Source organism: Stappia sp. ES.058 (genome assembly GCF_900105595.1).
Classification (GTDB): Bacteria; Pseudomonadota; Alphaproteobacteria; order Rhizobiales; family Stappiaceae; genus Stappia.
This window is the reverse complement of the sequence record NZ_LT629784.1, coordinates 2562378-2588955: the sequence shown is the minus strand read 5'-3', so window position 1 is coordinate 2588955 and position 26578 is coordinate 2562378. Positions and strand designations below refer to the sequence as shown.

At 63.3% G+C, this 26578-nt stretch carries 22 protein-coding genes; 8 read left to right on the top strand and 14 right to left on the bottom strand.

The window, feature by feature from the left end:
• The 9 genes from BLU32_RS12115 to BLU32_RS12075 form a co-directional block, all read right to left on the bottom strand.
• Nucleotides 1–945 carry a phosphatidate cytidylyltransferase gene (locus tag BLU32_RS12115; protein WP_093807285.1) on the bottom strand — a complete coding sequence of 315 codons (945 nt, stop codon included), beginning with the start codon at nt 943–945 and terminating at the stop codon, nt 1–3.
• Nucleotides 942–1559, bottom strand: a complete 618-nt coding sequence (locus BLU32_RS12110; protein WP_093807283.1) for a CDP-alcohol phosphatidyltransferase family protein — start codon at nt 1557–1559, stop codon at nt 942–944. The genes BLU32_RS12115 and BLU32_RS12110 overlap by 4 nt, the downstream gene beginning before the upstream one ends.
• A 156-nt stretch (nt 1560–1715) precedes the next feature.
• A complete protein-coding gene (locus BLU32_RS12105) occupies nt 1716–2207 on the bottom strand; it encodes a hypothetical protein (protein WP_172838566.1) in 492 nt (163 codons plus the stop codon).
• 122 nt (nt 2208–2329) lie between these two features.
• Nucleotides 2330–2836 carry a DinB family protein gene (locus tag BLU32_RS12100; protein ID WP_093810950.1) on the bottom strand — a complete coding sequence of 169 codons (507 nt, stop codon included), beginning with the start codon at nt 2834–2836 and terminating at the stop codon, nt 2330–2332.
• A 60-nt stretch (nt 2837–2896) separates the two neighbouring features.
• On the bottom strand, nt 2897–4348 hold the full coding sequence (locus BLU32_RS12095; protein WP_093807281.1) for a hypothetical protein: 1452 nt from the start codon (nt 4346–4348) through the stop codon (nt 2897–2899).
• A 22-nt stretch (nt 4349–4370) separates the two neighbouring features.
• Nucleotides 4371–5309, bottom strand: coding sequence for a DUF6384 family protein (locus BLU32_RS12090; protein WP_093807279.1), 939 nt, complete (start codon nt 5307–5309; stop codon nt 4371–4373).
• A 139-nt stretch (nt 5310–5448) separates the two neighbouring features.
• Nucleotides 5449–6648 carry a cell surface protein gene (locus tag BLU32_RS12085; protein WP_093810948.1) on the bottom strand — a complete coding sequence of 400 codons (1200 nt, stop codon included), beginning with the start codon at nt 6646–6648 and terminating at the stop codon, nt 5449–5451.
• Between the two features lie 225 nt (nt 6649–6873).
• The gene (locus BLU32_RS12080) at nt 6874–7827 is read right to left on the bottom strand and encodes a pseudouridine-5'-phosphate glycosidase (protein WP_093807276.1); all 954 of its coding nucleotides are present in this window, start codon (nt 7825–7827) and stop codon (nt 6874–6876) included.
• A 139-nt stretch (nt 7828–7966) separates the two neighbouring features.
• The gene (locus BLU32_RS12075; RefSeq protein ID WP_093807272.1) at nt 7967–8893 is read right to left on the bottom strand and encodes a carbohydrate kinase family protein; all 927 of its coding nucleotides are present in this window, start codon (nt 8891–8893) and stop codon (nt 7967–7969) included.
• 351 nt (nt 8894–9244) lie between these two features.
• Between BLU32_RS12075 and recA the strand changes: the two genes are divergently transcribed.
• From recA to BLU32_RS12060, 3 genes are all read left to right on the top strand, one after another.
• A complete protein-coding gene (gene recA / locus BLU32_RS12070; protein ID WP_093807270.1) occupies nt 9245–10321 on the top strand; it encodes a recombinase RecA in 1077 nt (358 codons plus the stop codon).
• A 249-nt stretch (nt 10322–10570) separates the two neighbouring features.
• Nucleotides 10571–13246, top strand: a complete 2676-nt coding sequence (gene alaS, locus BLU32_RS12065) for an alanine--tRNA ligase (RefSeq protein ID WP_093810946.1) — start codon at nt 10571–10573, stop codon at nt 13244–13246.
• Between the two features lie 4 nt (nt 13247–13250).
• Nucleotides 13251–14741 carry a cyclic nucleotide-gated ion channel gene (locus BLU32_RS12060; protein WP_093807268.1) on the top strand — a complete coding sequence of 497 codons (1491 nt, stop codon included), beginning with the start codon at nt 13251–13253 and terminating at the stop codon, nt 14739–14741.
• Between the two features lie 75 nt (nt 14742–14816).
• Here BLU32_RS12060 and BLU32_RS12055 read toward each other — a convergent pair whose 3' ends face one another.
• Nucleotides 14817–16016, bottom strand: coding sequence for a GNAT family N-acetyltransferase (locus tag BLU32_RS12055; RefSeq protein ID WP_157727647.1), 1200 nt, complete (start codon nt 16014–16016; stop codon nt 14817–14819).
• A gap of 20 nt (nt 16017–16036) precedes the next feature.
• Nucleotides 16037–16912 carry a cupin-like domain-containing protein gene (locus tag BLU32_RS12050; protein ID WP_157727646.1) on the bottom strand — a complete coding sequence of 292 codons (876 nt, stop codon included), beginning with the start codon at nt 16910–16912 and terminating at the stop codon, nt 16037–16039.
• Nucleotides 16913–17127: 215 nt separating this feature from the next.
• Here BLU32_RS12050 and BLU32_RS12045 point away from each other — a divergent pair, with 215 nt between their 5' ends.
• Complete coding sequence (locus tag BLU32_RS12045) at nt 17128–18474, top strand: lipopolysaccharide biosynthesis protein (RefSeq protein ID WP_157727645.1); 1347 nt, start codon at nt 17128–17130, stop codon at nt 18472–18474.
• 9 nt (nt 18475–18483) lie between these two features.
• Here the strand turns inward: BLU32_RS12045 and BLU32_RS12040 are convergent, their stop codons facing one another.
• Nucleotides 18484–18933 carry a hypothetical protein gene (locus BLU32_RS12040; protein WP_093807260.1) on the bottom strand — a complete coding sequence of 150 codons (450 nt, stop codon included), beginning with the start codon at nt 18931–18933 and terminating at the stop codon, nt 18484–18486.
• A 135-nt stretch (nt 18934–19068) separates the two neighbouring features.
• Nucleotides 19069–19668 (bottom strand): TetR/AcrR family transcriptional regulator, encoded by a 600-nt coding sequence (locus BLU32_RS12035; protein ID WP_093807258.1) that lies wholly within the window; start codon nt 19666–19668, stop codon nt 19069–19071.
• Between the two features lie 94 nt (nt 19669–19762).
• Between BLU32_RS12035 and BLU32_RS12030 the strand changes: the two genes are divergently transcribed.
• Both BLU32_RS12030 and BLU32_RS12025 read left to right on the top strand, forming a co-directional pair.
• Nucleotides 19763–20554: a crotonase/enoyl-CoA hydratase family protein gene (locus BLU32_RS12030; RefSeq protein WP_093807256.1), complete on the top strand. Its 792-nt coding sequence runs from the start codon at nt 19763–19765 to the stop codon at nt 20552–20554.
• A gap of 670 nt (nt 20555–21224) precedes the next feature.
• Entirely contained in the window at nt 21225–22877 is a 1653-nt protein-coding gene (locus BLU32_RS12025; RefSeq protein ID WP_197673601.1) for a methyl-accepting chemotaxis protein, read from the top strand.
• Nucleotides 22878–22987: 110 nt separating this feature from the next.
• Here the strand turns inward: BLU32_RS12025 and BLU32_RS12020 are convergent, their stop codons facing one another.
• Entirely contained in the window at nt 22988–24202 is a 1215-nt protein-coding gene (locus BLU32_RS12020; RefSeq protein ID WP_093807254.1) for an NADP-dependent isocitrate dehydrogenase, read from the bottom strand.
• A 332-nt stretch (nt 24203–24534) separates the two neighbouring features.
• Between BLU32_RS12020 and BLU32_RS12015 the strand changes: the two genes are divergently transcribed.
• Entirely contained in the window at nt 24535–25029 is a 495-nt protein-coding gene (locus BLU32_RS12015) for a molybdopterin-dependent oxidoreductase (protein WP_157727644.1), read from the top strand.
• Between the two features lie 111 nt (nt 25030–25140).
• Nucleotides 25141–26568: an ATP-binding protein gene (locus BLU32_RS12010; RefSeq protein ID WP_093807251.1), complete on the top strand. Its 1428-nt coding sequence runs from the start codon at nt 25141–25143 to the stop codon at nt 26566–26568.
• Nucleotides 26569–26578: the final 10 nt, after the last annotated feature.

Sequence of the window (26578 nt, the reverse complement as noted above, 5' to 3'; positions counted from 1 at the left end):
TCAGGTGTAGAAATAGCGGGTGAAGTGGAAGAACAGCGGCGCCGTAAAGGTCAGGCTGTCGATCCGGTCCATGATGCCGCCGTGCCCTGGTATCAGCGCGCCCGTGTCCTTGACGCCGAGATCGCGCTTCACGGCCGACACGGTGACATCGCCGATGAAGCCCGCGCCCGCGATCATCGCACCCGCGATGCCGGCATGCAGCGCTGTAAAGGGTGTGACCAGCGGCGCGACCAGAACCGCGAGGACGGTCGTTGTCAGCATGCCGCCCAAAAAGCCTTCCCAGGTCTTCTTCGGGCTGACCCGGGGAACGATCTTGGTTTTCCCGAAGAGCTTGCCCCAGGTGTATTGGGCAACATCATTGAACTGGGTGAGAAACACCAGGAAGAGCAGGAGCCCCGCGCCGGAGGCGGCCGTCCCTCCAATCGAGCCGGGGCCGTCCACCGGCAGCACCAGCAGGAAGGCGGCGTGGCTGATGGAGAAGACGCAGAGCATCAGCCCCCAGTTCAAGGTGCCGACGGCTTTCAGAAAACCCTCCGTTTGCTGCGACAACAGCATGACGAAGGGCAGGAACAGGAACATGTAGACCGGGATGAAAACCGCGAACATGCCGTACCATTCGCTCGACACCCAGTAGTATTGCAGCGGGATCGCCAGATAGGCGAAGAACAGCACCCGCCGGTCGGCGCGGCGTGTCGGGATCATCGACAGGTATTCCTTGAAGGCGAGATAGCTGACCAGCGCGAAGATCACGATGGAGAAGGTGCGGCTCAGCAGGAAGGCGGCGGTGAAAACCGCGATCATCGCCCACCAGCTGGTGGTGCGCTGCACCAGTTCGGAGTGGTCGGTTGCGGGTTGAAGCCGGGTGAGGGAAAAGACGATCAGGCTGGCAAGAACCAGAAGCCCCCAGATGCCGGCAAGTGCCATATGGATCGGCAACAGGGTCATGGGCGGGGCTCTTTTGTTTCTGAAAGCGCGTGTCGCGCCCGGTTGATGATGGTCACCCCGCCAAGCAGCGCGGTGATGCCGAGCACGATGTCGACGATTGTCGGACCGACAAGGCCGACGCCGAGAAAAACGCCGAGCGTGCCGAACACCACCGCGCGGTCGCTCTTGCCCATCGGTCCGTCGTAGCGCCTCGATGCGCCGATCTGGATCCCGACGACGCCGGTCATCTCGCCGATCACGGCAAGCAGGCAGATGGCGACCGGCAGCCAGCCGGCGACGCCGGGCAGGAGCGCGAAGGGGAGATACAACGCAATATCCGACACGACATCGCCAAGCTCGTTGAGCACGGCACCGAGGCAGGATTTTTGGTCGTGCTCGCGTGCGAGCATCCCGTCGACCGCGTTCATCGCCATGCGCAGGAACAGAAGCACCGGCAGCACGATCAAGGGAAGCGGATGTCCGGGAGCGAGCGCAAGCGCCGCACCGCCGGCGAGCGATAGCCCGACGGCGGCAAGGGTCACCTGATTGGCGGTGATGCCGGCGGCGGCCAGACGCGACACCGAAGGGCGCAGGATGCCTTGAAAGCGGCTTTTCAGGTCGTAGATCGAGGGCATGATCGGATCAGGTGGGTTACGGGTGCGACATGCACCGTCGACGGGCGAGAAGAGCCTACCCTCGATCCGATTGCAACCAGGCTTGCACAATCTTGCGGCGCGAAAGGGCGCAGGGCACTTTCGCGTCCTGCACGGGAGCTTTGCGACGGACAGTCGTCAGGCGCAGCCGCCCGCGCTTTCCGCCTTGGCCTTCAGGCCGATCAGGCTCTGGCGCGGATTGTACTGGGGCTGTGTCAGGGCAAACACCTGCTCAAGTCCGGTGCCGGCGTTGTTCACCACAAAGACGTCCTGGACGACGAGCGTGTCGCAGCGTGTGCCCTGGAAGCGGACGCGAATGCGAAACTTGCGCTCGCCGTTGTCCGAGGGCCCGAATTCGGAGTCGAGTGCGGGGTTCGCTTCCGTGACCGTGCGTTCCAGAACCACCATGTTCGGCTGGTTCTGCGCAATCGGGGTGCCGCGCTCGGATGCGCTCGCCACGATGCTTCGGCGGATGGTCTCAGGATCGGCGCGCACGTTCACCGACTGAGCGCCTGCGGTGACGGTCAGCACGTCGGCTCGAGGCGCGACCGGGGCATTGTTTCTGCGTCCGGACTGGCAGGCGGCCAGCGCCAGGGCAGCGGCAAGAAGAACGGTCAGGCGGATCAGCATTTCAGGCGGTCCCTTGCGAAAATGTCCCTCCCGACGAGGCACGGTCCGGGTTGGATGTCGCGTATAAGCCTTGGCCAAGGATGCAAGGTCAAGGTTAAAAAATCTCATATCGGCCCGGTGCCTCAGATCTCCCCGACCTGTGGCAGCCATGGCAAATCAGTGCTTCCGATATCAACTCCCAATTGCGACAGCAAGGTGGTCGCCTGGCCGCGGTGATGGGTCTGGTGGTTGAACAGATGCGTGACAAGAAGCCAACGCGGGTGTGAGCGTTTCGTTCCGTCGAGCGCACTTGTCCAGGAAAGCGGTTTCGCCAGCCACTCCTGTGTCAGACCGTCGGCAAAGGCTTCGATCTCCGCATCCATGGCCCGCCGCGCGGCGGCAAGGTCTTCAAAGTCTTCATACAGCTCGGTGCCGATCGCGGCGCGGGGGTAATCGCTGCCGGTCAGGCGGCTCAGCCAGATCCGGTCACCCAGAAGGATATGGTCCAGCGTGCCGTGCAGGGACTTGAAGAAGGCGCCGCGGTCGGTCTTGCGCGTGTGATCGTCGAGGTCTGCGCAAGCGGCATAGAGCTTGCCGTTCATCCAGGTGTTGTAACGGGCAAAGGTCTGGCAGGTCCCGGGGGTCGTCATGGCCATTTCTCGCAATTCGCGCCACGCAAGGCGGCGAACCCGGCGCGTTCCGGGTCACTCCTAGAATGTATCGCCGGTCTTGAAGCCGCCGCCGCCAAAGCTGTCGCCGCTGCCGAAGCCGCCTCCACCGAATCCGCCGGCATCGCTGCCACCGCCTCCACCGGGGAAGGTGCCGCCCATGGAACCGGGCAATCCGATGCCACCGGGAAAGCCGATGTTGCGCCCGTGCCGCTTTCGGCGGCGGCGGGACTTTTCCGCGCGGGTCCAATAGTCGGCACCGCTCAACGCGCCCTTGGCGAGTTCGCCGAGAAGCACGCCGGTCAGGCTGTCGTCATCGAAGGTGGAGTCCCAGGTATCGTAGCGTTTGGCGCGGAAGCGCCGCGCGACCTTGGCGAGTTCGTCCCGGCGCTCCGCCAGTCCGCGCAGCTCGCGTTGATCCGCCTCGATTTCCTGTGCCGTACGGGCAATTGATGCGTCGAGGTCCTGAAGGCGGCGGACGATGCGCTCGTCCTGCGGCGAGGGCGTGGCGCGCGCCTCCTTCCAAAGGGTTGTGAGTTCCTCGGAGCGCAGGGAGCGCAACAAGGCCTCCTCGGCCGACTTGTAGTCCTCGTCCTCGCCGGCGTGGAGGCGCTGCTCGCGCGATGCCAGCTCCTGGAGACTTGCTTCCAACGCCTCGAGGCGCTGGGTCAACTCCTCGATCGCGGACTCGGATGTCTCGATGGCAGTGGCGAGATCCTCTCCGGCGATGTCCGCTGCCGCCTGACGGGACAGGGCGCCAAGCCCGGCCACTTCCGTTTCGACCTCAGCCTCCCGGTCTGCGGCATAGGCATCCAGGCGTTCCGGGATTTCCACCAGCATGGCGTAATTGGGCCGGGCATCCGAGTAGCGCACCAGTCCGGCGACCCAGCGGTCGAGCAGGCGCACGATTCCGCCCGAGGCATAGTCCGGCGTGGCAAAACCGCGTTGCCACAGATAGAGGAACAGTGGATCGTTCTCGTAAGCGGCGCCTTTTTCGGTGCGGTCCGCCTTGGCCTGATCGGCTTTTGCGCGGGCCGCCACAGCCATCGCACGCGCCGTTTCGAGCGCCTCCTGCTGCGCCTGGAAGGCCGGGTCGGCTTCAAGCCGCGCGTCGACCTGCTCCAGGATTGCGTCCAGCCGGTCGCTGGCCGCATCCCGCTCGCGGGTCAGTCGCCGACGCTCCTCGGTCGCATCCGAAATCTCGCGTTCGAGCGCCTCGCGTTCCGCGCGCAAGGCCGAAAGCGCGAGCTCGCGCTGTTCCAGATGGTGGCGGGCCTGCGCCTCGTCCTTGTCGATGCGCTGACCGAACGCGCGATCGCCACCATCCCGCAGGCGGAAGCGGGCAAGCTCGCGGTAGGCATCCAATTCCTTGGCGCGCATGTCGTTGAGCTCGCGCATTGCCTGCTCGACGCGCCGCGTCAGCCGCGATTCCTCGCCGCGCAAATCTTTGAGCGTGCGTTCGATTGACCCGAGGGTCTGGCGTCCACTCACCATGTGTGCTGTTCCCGCCTAGCCGCTACCATTTCGTGATTGCCCCGGTCTCGACCGCGGCATTCCAGACCGGTTCGAGACGCCCGCTCGCCTTCGTGCCCAGGATCGCGTTCTGGACGATTCCGTCGTCCTCCTTGTCCTGGCGCACCGCATCGAACGTGGTTTTTGGGACGCGCTGGGCCCAGATCCCGACCGTGGTCGCTTCATCGTCTTCCTCGGAGACGATTTCGCGTTGCAGAACCTTGCCGCCGGGAGCGACCGCCTCCACGACCAGATAGTAGTTGCGCGTCGCGCGGTTGACGTCCGGAATGCGTGTGACCCCGGTCGGCACGCCCGGCCGCGACACGATGCGCACCTCGTAGGTCTCGCGGAGCCGCGTTTCAAGCGCGCGAAGATCTTTGATCGCGCCGCGCGCGGCCTGCGCATCGCCCGCCGCCGCGGCCGATGTCGCGATTGCCGCCAGCGTTTCGGCCTGCGTGCGCGCCGCTTCCACCTCCGCGAGATCGGAAATCCGCCCGCGCAGGACACTTGCCTCTTCCGGGAGCGTTTCGCTCAACTCGATGCGCAACGCCTCGGCGGCGCGCTCGCGCGGTGCAACGACCAGATAGCGCCAGGCCAGCACGGCTGCCGCCATGACGAGCAGCGCGATCAGCAACCACTTTCCCCAGCGCATGCGTGTCACGTAGACCAGCGCGAGCGTGCGCTGGAGACCGGCCGCCGGCGGGGCATAGACGAAGCGGTTCTGCTTCAGGCTTTCCACGCCCTCGTGCAGGATCCGGTCGGGCACCTCGATGCCCTGGCTTTGATAGAGATCGCGAAGGCGGTCGATCATCTGCTCGTCACGCTGGTCGGCGTCGAGCTCCTTGAGCGCGATCCTCTCGTCGTGGCGCAGCGTGTCCACGACGTCCATGGCCATCATCAGTTCATCGAGTGGCGCCTTCTTGGAGGCGGTGTCGGAGGGCATGCACTCGTTCCCGTTCAACAGTTGTCATGCAATCCCGCCAGGTCGGTGGCCATACCGCCTGCGGGTCGGTCCGTCACGGTGGCGGCCGGGCGGTGGTTCCGTCGCGGCCGCTGTTCGGTGGTCTGCGAGCGCATCCGGCTCAGGCGCCGATCGTGTTGCCCTGGGCCGCGAGCTTTGCCAGCCGGCGCTTGCCGTCTTCCACCGCGTCGCGGATTTCCTCCGAGTTCCTGGTCGACATCGTCCGCATTTCGCTGATGATCTCGCGCGAGTTGACCTGGAAGTTGATCACCGAATCCACGAGCTTCTTGACGGCCGCCGCCTGAACGGTCGGGCCGTAGCCGGCCTTGAGCGCGGCTTCCTGGACCGAATCGCCGATCTCGGCGAGCGTTTCCAGTGACTTGGACACGCCGTCCTTCATCGCGTTCAGCGTCTCGGTGGATTCATGCAGGCCCTGAAGCCCCGTGAAGGAGGCGTTCAAAGCGGTCAGCACGGAATCATTGGTGGAGAAGAAGCTGACGGATTGCGAATAGACCCGTTCCTTGGCGTTGGTCGTCTGCATCAACCGCGCCATGATGACTTCCGACGTGTTGTAGCCGATCGTCAGATTGTCGGAGAGGTCCTTGGCGACCTGGTAGCGTTTTTCCTCGTCCTGCATCGCACGCATCTTCTCGTCGCGAATGAGTTCGAGACGTGCCTTGCCGGCCGCATCGTCGCCGGCATGGGCCTCGACGGTCGTGTTCGCCTCAGCAAGCTCCGCCTGCGCCGCATCGAGTTTGGCACCCGCGGTCTGCAGGACTTCCAGTGCAAGCACTTCCGCCTGCTTCAGCGCGCCGCGGAAGTCGCGGTAGGCTTCCAGGATGCGCTGCTCGCGCTCGATCTGGTCCTTGGTGTCGCGCGCGACATCCAGATAGGTGTCGCGGATCTTGCCGAAGCGGTCGGAGACCGTGCCCCGCGTCATGTCGCGCCACTTGTTCGACAGGCCTTCCATGAAGGAGATCTTGCCGTCGGAGAGCTGGTCGACCATGGCCTTGGCGTCGTCGCGGATCGAGTTGAACGCTTCGGTGATCGCCTCGTAGCGTTCGCCGATCGACATCGCCTGGATCTCGTTGCGAACCACCTCGTTGAAGGTCTGCGCCTGGCCGAGCGTGCGCGTGATCACGGCGATCTTGTCGGGCGACAGGTCGGAAATCTTCTCAAGCAGCGCGTTGATCGGCGCTTCCGCGGTGCTGCCGGGCATCAGGCCCATGTCCCGAAGAGCGCCCATCGCGCGGTCCAGATACTGCATGGGCGAAAGGGCCGTTCCCGCCGTCGCCTGCGGTGCCGTTTGCGTATCCGACATTGCCGTTGTCTCCGCCATTGTGCGTCCTCTGTCTTCAGTGTTCGCCCGGACCGGTTGCGGCGCCATGGCGGAAGGGACCCGATGTGAGGTCCGGCGCTGATGCGCCGGATCGTTCATGCGCCTGTCGCATCCGGTGGTTCCCGGTTCGCGTGTGACGGCGAGGCTGAGTTAAGCACATTCCCCGTGACAGTTACACGCCTCCAAACGCTCCAGAGCGAGATGGGTTCAAGGTGTTGCGTCCATGCCCGTCTTCGCGTCGCAGACCGCGATCTGCGCGGCCAGCCGGGCGTTGTTTCTGACCAGGGCGATGTTGGTCTCCAGGCTGCGCCCGCCGGTCATCTCATGGATCCGCGAAAGCACGAAAGGCGTGACCTCCTTCCCGGCAATGCCGCGTTTCGCAGCCTCGGTGACGGCCGCATCGATGATGTGCGCCATTTCCGCCGTTGGAATTTCCGCGTCCTGAGGAACGGGGTTTGCGACCAGAACGCCGCCGTGGCCCGGAAAGCTCCGGCGAACGGCCAGAAGCGCCGCGATCTCCTCCGGCGTGTCCAGGCGGTACGGCGCGGGAAGGCCGCTGTCGCGCGACCAGAAGGCGGGAAAGGCATCCGTTCCAAAAGCGACGACCGGGACGCCGCGCGTTTCCAGCACTTCGAGAGTCTTGGGCAGGTCGAGAAGCGCCTTGGCACCGGCCGCGACAACGCAGACCGGCGTGCGCGCCAGTTCTTCGAGATCGGCGGAAATGTCGAAGGTCTCCTGCGCGCCCCGGTGCACGCCGCCGATGCCGCCCGTCGCGAAGACCGCGATGCCGGCAGCGTCCGCCGCCATCATCGTCGCCGCGACCGTGGTCGATCCGGTGCGTCGGGTGGCGAGCGCGAAGGCGAGATCGGCGCGCGAGCACTTCATCGCCTCCCTTGCCTCGGCAAGGCGCTCCATCTCGTCCTCCGAGAGGCCGATGTGGAGTTTGCCCTCGAACGCCGCGATTGTCGCCGGCACCGCCCCTTGCGCGCGGATGTCGCTCTCCACGGCACGCGCGGTTTCGGCATTCCTCGGCCAGGGCATGCCATGGGTGATGATGGTCGATTCCAATGCCACCACCGGCTGGCCGCTGGCGCGGGCATCGGCCACCTCGGCGCCCAGGACGATCAGCGGATTGGGAACGGGGGAAAGCCTGGTCGACATCGATGCCTCGGGGTCCGGTGCGCGGATCCGGGGTCGGACCAACGCGATGCACGCCGGCGCCCTTATAGGCGCGCGGGCGGCGCTGCGTCGAGGCGCATGTCGTCGCGGCCCGTGGTTTTTCCAGCCTGTAACCGCGTGGTTACGTCATGAACGAGCCGGTTGTCGCCAGTTCCCGTTCGAGCGTGTCCCGTGTCAGGGAGGCGGGGGCCGCGCCTTCCGCCTGCACTGTCACGCGTGCCGCAGCGAGACCCGCACAGGCGGCCTGTGCGATGTTCCGGCCCTGTTTGCAAGCGGCGAGCGTTCCGGCAATCAGCGCATCGCCCGCGCCCGTGACATCGCGAACGGCAACGGGCGCAACGGCGAGCCGCCACTCCTCACCGGCGGTGGCGAGAGCCAAAGGCGCGGGGCCGTCGCTGACGAGACAGGCGCCCACGCCTTTTGAGACCAGCGCGCGCGCGATATCCGCCGCGTTTCCGGCCGGATCATGCGCGCGACCAAGCAATGCCGCGCCTTCCCGGCAATTGCAAAACAGCATGTCGAGCCGGGAGAGAATGCCTTCCAGTCGCGCGGCCTTGGCGATGGAGACGGCATCCGCCGCCAGAAACCGGTGCCCTGCTGCCTGTGCGACATGCGCCAGCACGGGTTCGGGGAGGTTCGCCTCCAGGAACCAGAGGCCGGCCGCGGCAAGGGCGGCGTGGGCGATGTCCATATCCGCCGGCTTCAGGGCATCGGTTATGGCGCCATCCACCACCGCCGCCGCCAGTCCGCCGTCGGGATCGTGCAGGGCCAGATAGCGGCCCGTCGGGTGGCTGGAGCGATGGATGGCACGCACGTCGATGCCCTCCCGGTTCAGGCGGTCAACCAGGATATCTCCGTCGTTGTCGCGCCCGACAGCACCGGCCAGTGCGCAGGGCTGCGCAAGGCCGGTCAGTGCGCGCGCCACGTTGGCAGCGACCCCTCCCGGCCGTGTCGCCAGGCGCGCTGGCGTCGACGTGTCGCGCAGGATCCTGCGGTCCGCATGGGCGAGCGTGTCGAGATGGATGGCGCCGAAGGCGGCGATGCTCATGCGCGGATCCTGATATCAAGCCGTGTGCCGGCTCGCACGGGCGGTGCGGACCGGCTTTTGCGCCGGTGTCTTCACTCATGCCACAGGAACCGCCGGCAGCGAAAGCGCAGGCGAGGATGGCGTGGCGCCAAACGAAATCGCCGGTGATTCTGCGGCGGGGTCCGCGTGTTTGCGGCAATCGCACCGAATGTGGCGATCGGTTCCCATTCGGCGAAGGCGGAACATGAAAGGAACGTAATCGGATTTATTCAATATTTTCATCATTTTAAATCATATTGATTAAAGAGAACAAATAAGGTACAAAAGCTGAGTTTGAATCGCCGGCCCTGGCATGAAATAAGGATCGCTCGCATGGCTCAGAATTCACTCCGCTTGGTCGAAGGCATTCAAATGGACAAGACAAAGGCGCTGGACGCCGCCCTTTCTCAGATCGAACGCGCCTTCGGCAAGGGATCCATCATGAAGATGGGCCAGGGGCAGGTGGTCGAGATCCAGACGGTTTCCACCGGGTCGCTCGGCCTCGACATCGCGCTTGGCATTGGCGGTTTGCCGCGCGGTCGTGTCGTCGAGATCTACGGTCCTGAATCCTCCGGCAAGACCACGCTGGCACTGCACACCATTGCGGAGGCGCAGAAAGCCGGTGGCATTTGCGCCTTCATCGATGCAGAGCATGCGCTCGATCCGATCTATGCCCGCAAGCTGGGCGTCAATATCGACGACCTGCTGATCTCGCAGCCGGATGCGGGCGAGCAGGCGCTGGAGATTGCCGACACGCTGGTGCGCTCCGGCGCGATCGACGTTCTGGTCGTCGATTCCGTGGCAGCCCTGACGCCGAAGGCCGAGCTTGAAGGCGAGATGGGCGACAGCCTTCCGGGCATGCAGGCGCGGCTGATGAGCCAGGCGCTGCGCAAGCTCACCGCCTCGATTTCGCGGTCGAAGTGCATGGTGATCTTCATCAACCAGATCCGCATGAAGATCGGCGTGATGTTCGGTTCGCCGGAAACGACCACGGGCGGCAACGCGCTGAAGTTCTACGCCTCGGTTCGTCTCGATATCCGCCGCATCGGTGCGATCAAGGATCGCGATGAAGTGGTCGGCAACCAGACGCGTGTGAAAGTGGTCAAGAACAAGCTGGCCCCGCCGTTTCGCCAGGTCGAGTTCGACATCATCTACGGTGAGGGCGTGTCCAAGAACGGCGAATTGCTCGATCTCGGGGTCAAGGGCGGGATCGTCGAGAAGTCCGGCGCCTGGTTTTCCTACAACAGTCAAAGGCTGGGCCAGGGCCGCGAGAACTCCAAGCAGTTCCTCCGGGAAAACCCCGAGATTGCCGATGAGATCGAACTGGCGATCCGTCAGAATTCCGGTCTCATCGCGGAGCGGATCACGGATCCCTTCGCCGGCAATGAGGACGGAGAGAGCGCCGAATAAGGCGACAGCCGCACAGACAGTGGCGCGGGTCTGCCCCCCGCGCAAACGGATCTGGCCGGACGTTGTGTTACGGGGCGCCTTCGGGTGCCCCTTTTCGTGTGCGGCGCATGACGCGGGATCCCGTTGCCGTGCTGGACTTGTCGACGGTGCAAAGATAAAAGCGGCGCAAGAACGAACACGGCGCGCGCCATGGCCGGATCCTGTCTCGGATCGCCCGATCGCGCGCCCGGCGCATTGGATGGCAGCTTCATGAGCGGTGTTAACGAAATCCGGACGGCCTTTCTCGACTATTTCGCCAGGAACGGTCATGAGACTGTTGCATCGGGTCCGCTCGTTCCGCGCAACGATCCGACGTTGATGTTCACCAACGCCGGCATGGTCCCCTTCAAGAACGTCTTTACCGGCCTGGAGAAGCGCGATTACGTGCGCGCGGCCAGCGCCCAGAAGTGCGTGCGCGCCGGTGGCAAGCACAATGATCTCGACAACGTCGGCTACACCGCGCGCCATCACACATTCTTCGAGATGCTCGGCAATTTCTCGTTCGGGGACTATTTCAAGGACCACGCGATCGAACTTGCCTGGAACCTGATCACCAAGGAGTTCGGCCTTCCCAGGGACCGGATGATCGTCACCGTCTATGCCGAGGACGAAGAAGCCCACGACCTTTGGAAGCGTATCGCAGGACTGCCGGACGAGCGGATCATCCGCATTGCCACGTCGGACAATTTCTGGGCGATGGGCGATACCGGGCCGTGCGGTCCGTGCTCGGAGATCTTCTACGATCATGGCGAGCACATCTGGGGCGGGCCTCCGGGGTCGGCGGACGAAGACGGCGACCGGTTCATCGAGATCTGGAATCTGGTGTTCATGCAGTATGAGCAGCTGCCCGGCGAACGGGTCGACCTGCCACGCCCCTCCATCGACACCGGCATGGGTCTTGAGCGCATTGCGGCCGTCCTTCAGGGCGTGCATGACAATTACGACATCGACCTGTTCCGGGCGCTAATCTCCGCTTCGGAAAACGCGATTGGCGTCGAGGCGGACGGCGCGGCCGCCTCCAGCCACCGGGTAATCGCCGATCACCTGCGCTCCGCCAGTTTCCTTATCGCCGATGGCGTGCTGCCGTCGAACGAGGGGCGCGGCTATGTGCTTCGCCGCATCATGCGCCGCGCCATGCGCCATGCCCATCTCCTGGGGGCCGAGGATCCGCTGATGTGGCGGCTCGTTCCGACGCTGGTGCGCGAAATGGGCCGGGCCTATCCTGAACTGACCCGCGCCGAAGCGCTGATCACCGAGACGCTGCGCCTTGAGGAAAGCCGCTTCCGCAAGACCCTGGCGCGCGGCCTGACGCTCCTGGACGACGCCAGCGGTGACCTTGGCGAAGGCGCGGAGTTCGACGGTGAAACCGCCTTCAAACTCTACGATACCTACGGCTTCCCCTTGGACCTGACACAGGATGCGCTGCGTGCGCGCGGCATTTCGGTCGATACGGATGGGTTCAAGACGGCGATGGAGCGCCAACGCGCCGAGGCGCGGGCCGCGTGGTCGGGCTCGGGCGAGGCCGCGACGGATACGGTCTGGTACACCTTGAAGGAGCGCTGCGGCGCGACAGACTTTCTCGGTTACGATACCGAGAGCGCGGAAGGCGTCGTTGCGGCGCTTGTGCGCGATGGCGCGGAAACGATGGAGCTGAAGGCGGGCGACACGGGTGTCGTGATCCTGAACCAGACCCCGTTTTACGGCGAGTCCGGTGGCCAGGTCGGCGACACCGGCTCGATGCGCGGCGAGGGGGTCGAAATCGAGGTGACCGGCACGCAGAAGAAGGCCGACGGGCTTTTCCTGCATGAGGTGCGGGTGATTTCCGGCACGGTCGGGCTCAATCAGGCGCTCGAGCTGCAGGTCGAGGGAACACGACGATCCGCCGTGCGCGCCAATCACTCGGCGACACATCTGGTGCACGAGGCCCTGCGCGAGGTGCTTGGCACGCATGTCGCGCAAAAGGGATCGCTCGTCGGCCCCGACCGTTTGCGGTTCGACTTCTCGCATCCCAAGCCGATGTTGGATGCGGAGGTGCGCGAAGTCGAGGAAATCGCCAATGCGGTCGTTCTGCAGAATGCGCCGGTCGAAACGCGCCTGATGGGCGTGGACGAGGCAATTGAGCAGGGTGCAATGGCGCTGTTTGGGGAAAAATACGGCGACGAGGTCCGTGTGGTCTCCATGGGCGTTGCGGAACGCGGTGAAAAGAGCGGAAAGACCTATTCGCTGGAATTGTGCGGTGGCACCCATGTCGCGCGCACGGGCGACATCGGCCTCGTGGCGGTTGTCTCCGAAGGCGCCGTCGCATCCGGCGTGCGCCGTGTCGAGGCATTGACCGGGGCGGCTGCGCGTCGATACCTCGGCGCTCAGGATGCCCGGGTTCGCGAAATCGCGGGCGCTTTGAAGGTCGGGCAGACGGATGTGACCGAGCGAGTGGCCGCGCTCATCGAGGACAAGCGTCGCCTGGAGCGCGAGCTCGCCGAGACCCGCAAGAAACTGGCGATGGGCGACACGGAAGGTGGCGACGCCGGCGTGCGCGAGATCGGCGGAACCAAGGTGTTGTCGCGGATCGTGGAAGGGCTCAATCCCAAGGACCTGAAGGGGCTCGCGGACCAGGCAAAGACGCAGATCGGCTCCGGCGTGGTTGTCTTGATCAATCGCGGCGAGGACAACAAGGCCGCGATCGTCGTGGGCGTCACCGACGACATGACGGACACGCTGAGCGCGGTCGATCTGGTACGTGCCGGCTCCGAGGCGCTTGGCGGGCGTGGCGGCGGCGGGCGTCCCGACATGGCACAGGCCGGCGGATCGGATGCCTCCCGGGCGGAAACCGCGGTGGAGGCCATCGCGGCATTAATCGCGGATGCCGCGCGATTGACGGAGGCTTGAGGCCATGGACGCCGATCGCGAAGAGCCGGACGAAAAACCGGTCTCGGAGCGGCGGCGTCACGGTGAGACGGAGCGCGCGGCCGAAACCGACCCGGCCGCCGAAAGGGCGGGGGACGCCGGCGCATCGCCCGCGCCTCCCGGGAGGTCGTTCAAGCAACGCGTCTTTCGATTGCTGGAGCTTGGATCATCCGGTGACCCGCAAGGGCAGTGGGTTGACCGCATACTCCTTGTCTTCATCGTCCTTACGGTTGTTCTTGTCGTTCTGGAAACGGTGCCTTCGGTTCAGCGGGAGTGGTCCGGCGCGCTGAACACCTTCGAGTTCGTGGTCGGGACGGTCTTTCTGGCGGAATACCTGCTGCGGCTGTGGGTTGCAGATCTTCACCCTCCCTTTCGCCGGCTGAAACCGCTGCAGGCGCGGCTGCGCTATGCCGTGCGCGGCGAGGCGTTGATCGATCTCCTTGCCGTCCTTCCCTTCTTCATCGGGTTCTTGCTGCCCACCGGCGACTTCAAGGCCTTGATCGTCTTGAGGCTGCTGCGTTTCTTCAAGGTCGCCCGCTATTCGCCCGCGCTGCGGTCGCTGGCAAACGCGGTCGCCGGCGAGCGTCATGCGCTCGGGGCCAGCCTCGTCATCATTTTCGGCGTGATGCTGCTCGCGGCCACCGGCATGTACCTCGTGGAACGCACCGTCCAGCCCGACAAGCTTGGCACCATACCCCATGCCATGTGGTGGGCGCTGGCGACCCTCACCACCGTTGGCTATGGTGACGTGGTGCCCATTACCGCTGCCGGGAAGATACTCGGCGGGCTCGTCATGCTGATGGGCTACGGCCTTTTCGCCCTGCCGATCGGTATCATCGCAACGGCCTTTGCGCGCGAGATCCACGCGAGAGACTTTGTCGTGACCTGGGGAATGGTCGCAAGCGTGCCCTTGTTCGAGGATCTGAGGGCCTCCGAGATCGCGGAGATCTCCAAACTCCTGAGGGCGCTTTCCGTCGACGGCGGACAGCCGATCACCCGGGAGGGCGAGGAGGCGACCAGCATGTATTTCATTGCGCGCGGGGCGGTCGTGGTCGAACTCGGCACGACGCGTGCCCGGCTGGAGGAGGGCGCGTTCTTCGGCGAAATGGCGATCCTCGGGGGGCGGCGGAGACTGGCCTCGGTCAACGCCGCAGAAGCCACCCAGTTGATGGTTCTGGAAGCAAATGACCTGCAACGCCTGATGACCGACAAGCCGGAGATCGCGCGCAAGATCCTCGACGAGGTCAAGGAGCGCTCGCGGTTCATGACCTCCAGCGGTGACATTGTCCCGGAAGAACTGACGGCTGCAGGCTCCGACGACTTCGGTTCGGATGACGAGGGCGATCATCCGCCTGTGCGAGGGCCTGACCTGTTCACGTCGGAGGACGCGGCCGCCGATCGTGCCGCGGCGCGCGACGCGCCGGAGGCGGATGGCCCCGACGACGACGGGACGCGTCAACGAGACCGCGACGACTGAGCACTTCGCGCCGACGCTTCGCCGGTCCCCCTCCGCCGTGCCCGCACAGGAGATCCAGGGTCTGCTGAAAGCGGATCAGGACCGGCCGGCCGCCGGAACTGCGCGGTCGGCGCGCATCCCCTGGCTGCCGGTATCGCGGCCGAGCATGCGCAGAAGCGCGCTTTTGCGCAGTCTCAGCCACGTGTGCAGCGCGGGCCGGTCCGTCAGCCAGAAGCGCAACGCAAGGCGCGCTTTCCAGGCAATGCGATAAAGCGCTCCGAGATGCGTTGCGGCATTCACCATGGCCTTCATCGGTCGGTGGGAGCCTCCGAACCGGTCCTTGTAGTTGTAGGTGCCCGCACCGAAATCGTAGAGCGCGAAGCCGTTGCGTTGCGCCCATTCGATCTCCAGCACGGACGCGATCAGTCCGGGAGAGTGCTTCTTGTAGCGGCCCTCACTGATAGAACACAGCGTGCCGGTGACCACGTTCTTGTGGCAGAGGCAATAGCTCGTCGCGATCCATTCGTCCCCGACACGCAGACCGTGCAACAGGATCTTTCCGCTCGCGCAGCCATTGATGGCGAGGCGTCGACAGTGGCTGAAGACGGCCGCGTCCTGCAGCGGATCGTTCGCGCCGTAATTGGAAAACCGCTTGAGGCGCTGACTGGCCATCGCATTCAGGATGCTGTCGATCTCGCGCGGCGTCTTCGCTTCGACAATCTCGAAATCCGGAAGTTTTTCCAGCTTGGCGCGCTGCTTTGCCATCTTGGCGTAGACCGAGCGATCGCTGCGGTCCCGCGCCAGGCTGTCGGCGTCGAGATCGATGCGCGACGATCCATCGCGGGTCTCGATCATCCGGCGGTCGCTCCACAACGGGTTCGGCACGCCGCAAAACTCGCGGATGAGTTTGGGCATGATCAGGACATCATGCGGTGGAAGGGCGGCGTAAAACGCCTGCCGCAGGTGTTCCGCCAAGGCCGGGTTGTTCGCCACATCGTTCGAGACGAGGGGAAATTCATGGTCGGCCATGCCATGGTCGAGAAAATCGATCCGCCTGAAACCGACTGTCTTTCGGGCGGTCAGCGGAACGATCATCAGCGCGCGGCCATCCGCCGGATCGAGGATGGCGATATAGAACGGCTCGCCGTCGCGTTCGCGCGCGACGGTGTCTTCAAGCGACTGAATGAAGGCGAGGCTCTGGAAGGCGGTTGAGCAACCACGCTCTTCCAGGTCGCTCCACAGGGCCGAGAGTGTCTCGTCATGCGCGCTGTCGAAGCTCGATGTGGTCAGTTGCATTGCGGTTGCCATTTTGTCAGTTATTTCGCGTCGCTCGCTCGTATCAGACGATCTCCCAGGCCGCTCTTGCGGCAGGCATAGGCGATTGCGGCCTTGCTCCAGAAAGCCGGGCCATCGATGGCGCGCGAGCGGGGCGTCATACCAAACACCTGGCGCATCAGGCCATTGGCATAGTTGACCGCGAAATGCCGTCGGCTGGTGCGCGTATGATACTCGATTGTGGCAGACACGTTCAATGAGTTGCCGTTGACGACGCGATGCGGCCAGTTGAGCGGCCAGAACAGGCCGTCTCCGGGCGTCAGGTCAATCACCGTCGCGGCCTTGTCGAACGCTGGATCATAGGCGATTTCCTCGCCTGCGGCCGTGGTGATAATGCGCTCCAGTTCTTCGGGCTTCAGGAAGGGCTCGGAACCGGGGTAAAGCCAGATGCGCTTTTGTCCGCGAATGTGCAAAAGGCCCTGGCCGGGGACGTCCGCATGATAATAGACGCGGGCATTGGGCGAGGAAATCAGGATGCCCAGCTGGCGGTTGAAGCACGAAAACCCTGGCACGGCGGCTTCGACACTGTCCATCAGGTCATCCAGAAGCGCCTGATAGCGCGCATCCCGCGCGCCGACATGACCGATGTTGACCCAAAGAGCGCCGCCTTCCACAGCGTCGAAGAGCGCCTTGGGATCGGAGGCGGACAGGCCGCTGTCACGCCATTCCCGCGCATCTTCCCGGTCCGGGTCCATTTTTGCGATCTCGCGGACGGCATCCGGGTTTTGCGCCACCAGCTCGGCCAGCGCGGCGTCGCTGAAGAGCGGGCTCTCCGCAAACCGGTGCCGGACCTTCACGATGTCCGTATCCCAGATATCCGCGATGTCGTCCGGCAGGCAACGTGTCTCTTCGGTCATGGATCTCTCCGTCATCTTCCAAAGAATCGCGTGAATCCCTGAAGAAGTGGTCAACGAATGTTCCGCGATATGCCTTGCAATCGATCTATTTCTTCGTTGGTAAACAGGAGATTTATCTATCTTCAATTCCATAAGCATATGCTTTTGAATACGCGCCCTTAACCGGGGCGCAGGTATGGATTGTTCAAATCTGTCCAATCCGCCACGGTTTCCACATGAAGGCACTAACAAGACTTGCACGCTCCCGACAGGCGCGACGGCTTGCTGAAATCCTGTTCAGCCGGGGGCTGAGCACAGTGTCGAGCTTTCTCTTGCTGTTTGTCGCAAGCCGCGTCCTGACGTTGCCGGATTATGGTCTCTATGTCTTTCTGTTCTCCGTCGGCAGCGCGCTTGGGCTGTTCATCGGCCTCGGTCGCCCGACGTTGCTGATCAAGCGCCTCAGGGGCGGAGAGGAACCGTCCTGCGACCACAATCGTGCATTGTTGCGGGCAAGCCTCTTGTGGGTGGCTGTCGCGAGTGCCGCGGTGCTCGCGCTTGGTGGCGGCCTTTACTTTGCGGCCCCGCGGCTCCCTGCGCCCTATAATGCGCTGTATCTCACGGCCGGCTTTGCGGCAATTTTCGCGTTGAGCGAATTGCTGCAGGCCTATTTCCGGGTGCGGGAAAACTTCTGGCTGGCGCTGGTGCCGCGTGAAAACGTGTGGCGCCCGCTGGGGGCGGCCGTGCTTGTCACCGGTGTTCTTCTGGGGAGTTCCTGGGATGGGCGTACCGCGTTTCTGGCTGTCACGGTGGCCCTGTTTGTCTCGATCATGGTGCAGGTTGCGGTGTTCTTGCACCAGACCGCCGGTGTCTGGGGATATTCGGGCGTGTCGAAACTGCGACGCCGTCGGCGTGCCTGGCAACGCGAGGGAGCCTATTTCTGGGCACACACCGGTTTCGCTGCCGCGGCCTCCTACCTGGAAACCGTTCTGATCGGGATTGTCATCGGTCTGGAAGCGGCCGCGTTCTTCTTCCTGGTCACGCGGCTGACGATGCTTCTCAATCTGCCCTGTGTCGCTGTCGAGACGCTTGGCATGCCCAGGCTATCCGAAAAGCTGCGGCGCAACGATCGCGCGGGCGCGCAGGATCTGGCGGTCACCTATTCCTTCATTTCCTTCACGCTCGCCTTTTTCGGCAGCATCGCCCTGCTCATCGTCGCGCCGTATGTTTTAATCCTCTTCGATCCGTCCTTCGCCACGCATTTCGACGTCGTCGCGGTCATGGCGGCCAGTGTGGTGGCGCATGCCTTCTTCGGTGTCGGGACAGGCATGCTGCTGCTTGCGGGCGGCGAGCGCTACTATCTGGTCTATCGCACGTTGCTGTTCATACCCTATCTCGGCTGCCTCGTTCTGGCGGGCCAGGTCTACGGATTGATCGGCGTCGCGGTGACCAGTCTCGCCTTCGTCCTGATCGAGAATCTGATCGCGCTGGAATGGTGCCTGCGCAAGCGCGGGATCGACCTCAGGGCGAGCGTGTTCGTGACGCGGCGGTTTTCTGCCTTTCGGGGCGTGGGAACCTCGCAATGACTCCTCGGGCTATCGTGGCAGCAGGCCCGGTGTGAGCTGCTCGTAGAGCGGATCGCCGGACCAGAAGACATCGGTCGGGCCGATCGCGTAGTCGACGATGTTCCAGCGTCCGTAGGCACGAACGAGCAGCGCGTAGGTCCTGATCCCGTCCATGTAGTCCGCCTGCCCGCGAAAGACCGACGCCGACAGGTCGATCGGTTTGCCGCCGGGCCGCTGCGGCGAGACGATGGCGAAGGCCCAGTTGCCCGAAACGCGCAGCCGGTCGATCACGAATTCGACGGGGGGATAGACGCGCGCCTCCACCAGCGGGCGGATGGCATTCATCAGGTCCTTGCGCTCCTGCGTGCCGCGCGCGGGTTCGTAGGGTTTTTCGAACTGCGCGTGGGCGGATGAGGCAAGCAAGAAAAGTGAAACCGCCGCGATTGCGCGGATCACAAGGGTGGACAAGGCGTTCGGCATATCTGGTCTCTCGTTTCACAAAGAAAACGGGCATTCGCCCCGACGCTGCAAGACTCTAACCGGCAAGCGCCGTCGCGGCCAGACGGCATGGCGCTTGCGGGAGGGAATAGCTGCTGCGGTCTCCGAGCGTCCGCTTTATCGTGAGGGCTGGGCGCCGAAGCTTGCGCGAACAATCGACTTTGCGGCCCGGCCCGCTTCCTCGGCATAGTCCGCATCGCGATGGACAAGCATGGTGGAGAAGGCGCCGTCCATCAGAAGAACGACCTGGCGGGCGATCGCCTCCGGGCTGTCGATCCCGTCTTGCAGAAACCGCGCGGCAAGCCAGCCTTCGAAGGCTTTCTTGTGCGCGGATCCGATCTTCATCGCCGGATGTCCCGGTAGATTGGCGAGTTCGGCGGCGGTGCGCAGAAAGCCGCAACCCCTCCACTTCGGATGGCGGGCGGATCTGGCAAGTTCCACGAAGATTGCCTCGACCTTGTCGGCCGCGTCGCCTTGCGCGCTGTCGAACCACGTCTCAAAGAGCTTCAGGTTTGGCTGGTCGCGGGACGTCAGATATTCGGCGACGAGATCGTCCTTGCTCTTGAAGTGATAGTAGAGCGTCTTCTTGGTGACCCCGGCGTCCGCCGCGACGGCGTCGACGCTGACCGCGCGAATGCCTTCCCGGTAGAACAATCTGTTTGCGGCATCGATCACCCGTTCGCGGGCAGGCTTGTCAATGCTTGATCTTGCGTTCATCCGGCACCTGGTGACTATGTATACTGACTGGTGAGTATGCATATCGTATCGACGGGACTAGCCTCTCTGTCAATGCAAACGGAAAGGCAGATCCATGCAAAGCAATGTCCTTTATGAGAAAACCGGTCGCGTCGCGTTTCTGACGCTCAATCGGCCGGAGAAGCTGAACGCCCTTGATTACGCCACCAACGATCGACTGCTTTCGCTTCTCGACCAGATCGAGGCCGACGATGAAATCGGTGCGGTGATCCTTACGGGAGCGGGAGAGCGGGCTTTCTCGGCTGGCGGCGACATTCACGAGTTCACGCAGAGCATCAGACGCGGTACGGATGAGGCGGTCCGCGACTTCTGCCGGCGCGGGCAGAGGATGACGGCCCGTTTCGAGGCGTTTCCGAAACCGGTGATTGCCGCCGTCAATGGCATTGCCTTCGGTGGTGGGTGCGAGATCACGGAATCGGTGCATCTGGCGATTGCTTCCGAAGAGGCCGTGTTCGCAAAGCCGGAAATCAACATCGGCATTCCCCCGACCTTTGGCGGCACGCAGCGGCTGCCGCGCCTGGCCGGGCGGAAGCGGGCGCTCGAACTGCTCTTGACCGGTGACACGTTCGGCCCGCAGCGCGCCCATGAACTGGGCCTGGTGAACGACGTGGTGCCTGGTGAGGACCTGCTTCCGGCAGCTTTCGACCTCGCGGAGCGCATCCTGCGACATTCGTCTCTCGCCGCCGCGCGGATCATCACGGCCGTGACGCGCGGCATCAACACGACGATCGAGGAAGGTCTGCTTATTGAACGCGAGCAGTTCGCCCGCATGTGCGCAACCGCAGACGTGCAGGAAGGGCTTGATGCCTGGATTGCCCGGCGCACGCCAAATTACCTGGGACAGTAGCTAAAATGCACTCGGCCGCGAGCGCATCAAGTCGCCCGCCGGCCGAAGCTCAGCCGTTGCAGCGAAGGATTGGATGGCGACGCGGACAGTGGCATTGCCGCTTTCCTATTCACCCGGCGCGACAACCGATCGCCAACCAAAAACCCGTGACCGCACAGGGAGATGGAGCTGCGGAGGTCGAGAAAAAGCGCAGAAAATCGCATTCTTACAACCCATGCGTGTTGTATGGGCGTTTCTTTCAGCGGAGGGAGCCAATGCACTCCTTTGCGCATTGAAATATATGGATTTTTCTGCCCTAGGGGCTTTTCGCGATCCTTAGATAATACGATTAGCTCGGGGTTGGATCGAGGGTGTTCATTTTTCGGAATTAAAGCATAAATTTGCTTTATACATTAAATATTGAAAATATATTTGGATTTTTCCGAATTAAATTTTGTATATTATCGAATTTCGGCCGTTATTTCATTTTAGAAAAAAGAAATATTTGATATATATTTTGGAAATTAAAGTATTTATGTATTATAATCCCATTTTTTTGGTTGTATTCATTAATTTGCTCTTCAGATATTTCGATTTAACAAATCTTAGCTGAACTGTTTTGCGACCAATCAACTTTGAGATTTGCGGTCGAGGCTTCCTGTTTCTCGACGCTGCGTGTGAGGCGATTACGATGCTCAAGAAAATATCGATCCCGAAAAAGGTTTTTGGCGGCTTCGGGTTTATTCTGGTCCTGTTGCTTACGATCAGCGCCATCGGGGTCTCGGCGCTTGTCAGCAGCAACGGCGATTTCGCCGCCTACCGGCAGGCCGCGCGGGAGACCGCAGAGGCTGGCCGGGTTCAGGCCAACCTGCTTGAAGCCCGCATCGCGGTGAAGAACTTCATCGCCTCCGGGTCGCAGGCCGACATCGATATCGTGAACACGAGGCTTCAGTCGACGCGAAAGCTCCTCGACGAACTGGCGGAACTCGTCAAGGTGGAGAAGGCGGACAAAATCGTGGCCGAAGCCGGGCGCGAACTAGCGAACTACGTCGAGGCGTTTCGGGCGCTGTCGGCGTTGAACCAGGGGCGGGAAGAGGTCGCGGCCCGGACCGTCGACGTGATCGGTCCGAAAATCGCCGCGGAGCTCGAAACGTTCAAGCTGGCCTCGAATGAGCTGCAGGATACGCTCGGACCGCGGGCGACGGCGGCGATGGAGCAGGCCGTCACGTTCATGCTGATCGTTGCAGCTGCGGGGACTGTTCTTGCGGTGGTTGCCGCCTGGAGCATCGGAACCGGCATCGCGCGACCGATTTCCACCATTACCAGCGCGATGCGCCAGTTGGCCGATGGCGACAAGACCACCGACATTCCCGGGCTCGACCACCGCGATGAGATCGGGGCCATGGCCACGGCCGTCGTTGTTTTCAAGGAAAACATGATCAAGGCCGAGGAACTGGCGGCCAACGAGATGGAAGCCGCCAAGGCACGCGACGAGCGCGCCCGCCATATCGAGCAGTTGACCCAGTCCTTCGATGCCAATATTTCGGAACTGCTGGATGTGGTCGCAAGCGCTTCCACGGAAATGCAGAGCACCGCGCACTCCATGTCCGGCATCGCCAGCGACACCAACCATCGCGCGACCTCCGTCGCCAGCGCTGCGGAACAGGCCTCCGCCAACGTGCAGACGGTGGCAAGCGCCACGGAAGAGCTCTCCTCCTCCATCCAGGAGATCTCGCGTCAGGTCACGCAATCCTCCGCGATTGCAAGCCGAGCCGTCACGGAGGCGCAACGCACCGACGGTCAGGTGCAGGGGTTGGCGTCGTCGGCCCAGAAGATCGGCGAAGTGGTGAACCTCATTTCCGCCATCGCCCAGCAGACCAACCTGCTTGCCCTCAACGCCACCATCGAGGCGGCGCGCGCGGGCGAGGCCGGCAAGGGGTTTGCGGTGGTCGCGTCGGAAGTGAAGGCTCTTGCCACCCAGACCGCTCAGGCCACCGAGGATATCAGCCAGCAGATCGCCAGCATCCAGGTGGAAACGGCCGAAGCGGTGTCGGCAATCCAGATGTTCGGCGTTACGGTCGGTGAGGTGAACGACATCGCCGCCGGTATCGCGTCTGCGGTGGAGGAACAAACGGCGGCGACGAGCGAAATCGCCCGCAATGTCGAACAGGCGTCCGAGGGCACCCGGGAAGTCACCTCCAACATTATCGAGGTGACGAATTCGGCGAGCGAAACCGGTGCCGCGGCGACCCAGGTGACCGGCGTGGCGGAGGATCTGAGCCACCGCGCCGAGACCCTCAAGGTCCGCGTGGAGCGTTTCCTCGCCGATGTGCGGGCCGCCTGAGCGCAGCCGTCGGCACGGGCGTCCCGCGGCGGATGTCACGGACATGGCAGTTGATCAAAAAAGGGCGCCTTGCGGGGCGCCCTTTTTCCGTTTCATCGAACGATCGGGGATCAGCCCTTCATCGCCGCCTGCAGGTTCTCGTCGATCTTGTCGAGGAAACCATTGGTGGTGAGCCACTTCTGGTCGGGGCCGACGAGCAGCGCGAGATCCTTGGTCATGTGACCGGATTCCACCGTGTCGATGCAGACCTTCTCCAGCGTTGCAGCGAACCTGGCCAGTTCGTCGGTGCCGTCGAGCTTGGCGCGGTGGGCGAGGCCACGGGTCCAGGCGAAGATCGAGGCGATCGGGTTGGTCGAGGTCTCCTCGCCGCGCTGATGCTGGCGATAGTGGCGGGTGACGGTGCCGTGGGCGGCTTCCGCTTCCACCGTCTTGCCGTCCGGGGTCATGAGAACCGATGTCATTAGGCCGAGCGATCCGAAGCCCTGGGCCACGATGTCGGACTGGACGTCGCCGTCGTAGTTCTTGCAGGCCCAGACGTAGCCGCCCGACCATTTCAGAGCGGCCGCGACCATGTCGTCGATCAGGCGGTGCTCATAGGTGATCTTCTTGGCTTCGAAGGCGTCCTTGAACTCGGCATCGAAGACTTCCTGGAACAGGTCCTTGAAGCGCCCGTCATAGGCCTTGAGGATGGTGTTCTTGGTCGACAGGTAGCAGGGAACGCCACGCTGCAGCGCGTAGTTCATCGAGGCGCGGGCGAAGTCGCGGATCGAATCGTCGAGATTGTACATCGCCATGGCGACGCCCGAGGACGGCGCGTCGAAGACCTCGTGCTCGATGGTGGTCCCGTCCTCGCCGACGAACTTCACGGTCAGCTTGCCCTTGCCGGGGAAGCGGAAGTCGGTGGCGCGATACTGGTCGCCAAACGCGTGACGGCCGACAATGATCGGCTGGGTCCAGCCCGGTACCAGGCGCGGCACGTTGTTCATGATGATCGGCTCGCGGAAGATAACGCCGCCGAGGATGTTGCGGATCGTCCCGTTCGGCGAACGGTACATCCGCTTCAGGCCGAATTCCTCGACGCGGGCCTCGTCCGGAGTGATGGTGGCGCATTTGACGCCGACGCCGTACTCCTTGATGGCATTCGCCGCGTCGACGGTGATCTGGTCGTCGGTTTCGTCGCGCTTCTCGATGCTGAGGTCGTAGTACTTCAGGTCGATGTCGAGATAGGGATGGATCAGCTTGTTCTTGATGAATTCCCAGATGATCCGCGTCATCTCGTCGCCGTCGAGTTCGACAACCGGATTGACAACCTTAATCTTCGCCATGGTGCAGATGACCTCATGTCTTGGGTGGCTAAGCGCATCTCGCGCCCGATATCCGGAAGGCCAATGTCGCCGGCCCGACCGGGCCGACCGCAACAGCCGCGCGGCCCCTATAGCAAAGGGGCGGCGAAACGCAAAGCCAGGCGTTCGTCGATCATGCGAATCGACTGGCCGGAATGTCGGTTGCGGGGCGACCCACAACGGCGCACCCTGTTGGAAGTCACTAGGGAAGGTGATTCAAGAAAATCGAGACGGCGGCAGGATGCCCGCCCTCAGGCAAGGGAGTGCACGGGCGTATGACGCGGCAAGCAGGTTTCAAATGCGTACGGATGTGCATGGCGGTGGTTGTTTGTCTGGTCACCGTTTTCGGTCTGGCCGAACACGGGGCGGCAAAGGCTGACGATGCGCAGAGCGTTCTTCGGGTCGACGGCAATATCCGGAGCAGCGAACCGCTGAGATTGACCCGCATGGATCTCGAGGAGATCGGCATGCACGATGTTGTCACGATCACCCCCTGGAACGACGAACCCACGACCTACACCGGCCCGCTGATACGCGACGTTCTCGCCCATGTCGGCGCGAGGGGAGACAGTATCGTCGCCGTTGCGCTCAACAATTACCGGGTCGTGTTTCCCGTGTCCGATGCACGGGATTACGACGTGATCCTTGCGGTCCGGATGAACGGAGAGCCCATCGGTGTGCGCCAGCGCGGGCCGGTTCGTGTGATCTATCCCTGGTCGGAACGCGAGGAGCTCAGATCTGAAATCTACTATTCCCGCGCGATCTGGCAGATGAACGGTTTCACCGTGGTGGGACAGGTGTCGCAATAGCCGCTGTTTCGCTTCCCGCTTTCCTCCGGGTCGTGTCGGCTGTAGAATTCCACCTCAGGATGCGTCGTTTGCGCGAAAGCAATCGATGCGAGACAGGCGGAAGACAGCAAGATGGAACTGAGCGCAAGGTGGGTGCGCACGCTCTACGCAATGCTGCTGATCGGCGTGGCGATCATCACTGGGTCTTTGTTCGTCGTCATTTCCACGCTGAGCACGCAGAACAACGAGGACCGGGCGGAGTATCGTCAAAGTCTCATCTGGTTCAGCGCACAACTCGTCGTCGAGTACAGGGACGTGCTTCATGCGCTCGATACCCTGATCCTCAACGAGGGTCGGCAAGACCTGCGTCAACCGGTCGTGTCGCGCTTCGACATCCTGTGGAGTCGGGCGATCCGGCTGGGCGAGGGCGCGGTCGGTCGCGAGCTGGCGCAGGTGGACGGTTCGGCGTCGCTGATGCCGGATCTGACGCGCGTGGTGCGCGAGGCGGATTCGCATCTCGCCGACATGGCGGACGGAGATCTCGCAGCGGCAGCGCTCATGCGCAAGCAGCTTGGCCAGCTGCAGCCCACGCTCGATGCCTTTCGCTCCAGTGTCTATCGCCTGCAACGTGAGGCCGCCGCCCGGCAGCGGGACATCCTCAGCAATACGGTCGACACGGTGCTGTTCCTGATCATCGGCCTGCTGGTTGCCGGTCTGTCCATGGGCGGGCTGTTGCTGCGGGATCGCAGCCAGTTGATCCGCTTGCGGGGGCAGCTGGAGCGGCGGGTCGCGGAACGCACCGAGGAACTGGCTTGGGCAAATGCCGATTTGCGCTCGGCGAACGAACGGCTGACCCAGTTCAACAACCTTGCCTCGCACGATCTCAAGGAGCCGGTGCGCAAGATCGGCGTTTTCAGCGATCTGCTGCTGGAAGGCCTGGCCAATCGCGACACGGAAACCATCGACTATGCCGCGAAGGTCATGCGTGCCTCGGCCGGGCGGGCCAAAACACTGATCTCCAACCTCTTGAACTATTCTGCGGCGTCCGACCGCAAGCTCGACCGTGAGCGGCTGTCGCTCGATACGCTGATCGCGCGGGTCAGTGACAGTCTGTCCGAGCAGATCAGGGACAGCCGTGCGGAAATCATCGTGACCGGCGGTGATACCGAACTGGAGGGGGACCCGGTGTTTCTTGAGCAATTGTTCCAGAACCTGATCGCCAACGCCGTGAAATTCCACCGGGAAAACAGCACGCCCGTGGTGCGGGTGCGGGTCACGCGGGACGCTGATGGTCGCCCGCGCCGGATTCATGTGCGCGACAATGGCATCGGGTTTGACATGCGCCACCAGGCGCAGGTGTTCGAGCCGTTCCGACGGTTGCACGGACGCAAGAAATACGCGGGGACGGGAATGGGGCTCGCCATCTGTTCGGCCATCGCCCAGCGTCATGGCTGGGTGCTTGGAGCGACCAGCGCGCCCGACGAAGGCGCAGACTTTTACATCGACTTCGGCCCGGGTGACCCGGGCGATGCCGGCACCGTGGCGACGGCCGCCGAATAGCGGCCGTCGC

Bases quoted from the DNA above. Each gene is read 5' to 3' on its own strand.
- BLU32_RS12115 (WP_093807285.1), bottom strand. From the start codon at position 945: ATGACCCTGTTGCCGATCCATATGGCACTTGCCGGCATCTGGGGGCTT.
- BLU32_RS12110 (WP_093807283.1), bottom strand. From the start codon at position 1,559: ATGCCCTCGATCTACGACCTGAAAAGCCGCTTTCAAGGCATCCTGCGC.
- BLU32_RS12105 (WP_172838566.1), bottom strand. From the start codon at position 2,207: ATGCTGATCCGCCTGACCGTTCTTCTTGCCGCTGCCCTGGCGCTGGCC.
- BLU32_RS12100 (WP_093810950.1), bottom strand. From the start codon at position 2,836: ATGACGACCCCCGGGACCTGCCAGACCTTTGCCCGTTACAACACCTGG.
- BLU32_RS12095 (WP_093807281.1), bottom strand. From the start codon at position 4,348: ATGGTGAGTGGACGCCAGACCCTCGGGTCAATCGAACGCACGCTCAAA.
- BLU32_RS12090 (WP_093807279.1), bottom strand. From the start codon at position 5,309: ATGCCCTCCGACACCGCCTCCAAGAAGGCGCCACTCGATGAACTGATG.
- BLU32_RS12085 (WP_093810948.1), bottom strand. From the start codon at position 6,648: ATGTCGGATACGCAAACGGCACCGCAGGCGACGGCGGGAACGGCCCTT.
- BLU32_RS12080 (WP_093807276.1), bottom strand. From the start codon at position 7,827: ATGTCGACCAGGCTTTCCCCCGTTCCCAATCCGCTGATCGTCCTGGGC.
- BLU32_RS12075 (WP_093807272.1), bottom strand. From the start codon at position 8,893: ATGAGCATCGCCGCCTTCGGCGCCATCCATCTCGACACGCTCGCCCAT.
- recA (WP_093807270.1), top strand. From the start codon at position 9,245: ATGGCTCAGAATTCACTCCGCTTGGTCGAAGGCATTCAAATGGACAAG.
- alaS (WP_093810946.1), top strand. From the start codon at position 10,571: ATGAGCGGTGTTAACGAAATCCGGACGGCCTTTCTCGACTATTTCGCC.
- BLU32_RS12060 (WP_093807268.1), top strand. From the start codon at position 13,251: ATGGACGCCGATCGCGAAGAGCCGGACGAAAAACCGGTCTCGGAGCGG.
- BLU32_RS12055 (WP_157727647.1), bottom strand. From the start codon at position 16,016: ATGCAACTGACCACATCGAGCTTCGACAGCGCGCATGACGAGACACTC.
- BLU32_RS12050 (WP_157727646.1), bottom strand. From the start codon at position 16,912: ATGACCGAAGAGACACGTTGCCTGCCGGACGACATCGCGGATATCTGG.
- BLU32_RS12045 (WP_157727645.1), top strand. From the start codon at position 17,128: ATGAAGGCACTAACAAGACTTGCACGCTCCCGACAGGCGCGACGGCTT.
- BLU32_RS12040 (WP_093807260.1), bottom strand. From the start codon at position 18,933: ATGCCGAACGCCTTGTCCACCCTTGTGATCCGCGCAATCGCGGCGGTT.
- BLU32_RS12035 (WP_093807258.1), bottom strand. From the start codon at position 19,668: ATGAACGCAAGATCAAGCATTGACAAGCCTGCCCGCGAACGGGTGATC.
- BLU32_RS12030 (WP_093807256.1), top strand. From the start codon at position 19,763: ATGCAAAGCAATGTCCTTTATGAGAAAACCGGTCGCGTCGCGTTTCTG.
- BLU32_RS12025 (WP_197673601.1), top strand. From the start codon at position 21,225: ATGCTCAAGAAAATATCGATCCCGAAAAAGGTTTTTGGCGGCTTCGGG.
- BLU32_RS12020 (WP_093807254.1), bottom strand. From the start codon at position 24,202: ATGGCGAAGATTAAGGTTGTCAATCCGGTTGTCGAACTCGACGGCGAC.
- BLU32_RS12015 (WP_157727644.1), top strand. From the start codon at position 24,535: ATGGCGGTGGTTGTTTGTCTGGTCACCGTTTTCGGTCTGGCCGAACAC.
- BLU32_RS12010 (WP_093807251.1), top strand. From the start codon at position 25,141: ATGGAACTGAGCGCAAGGTGGGTGCGCACGCTCTACGCAATGCTGCTG.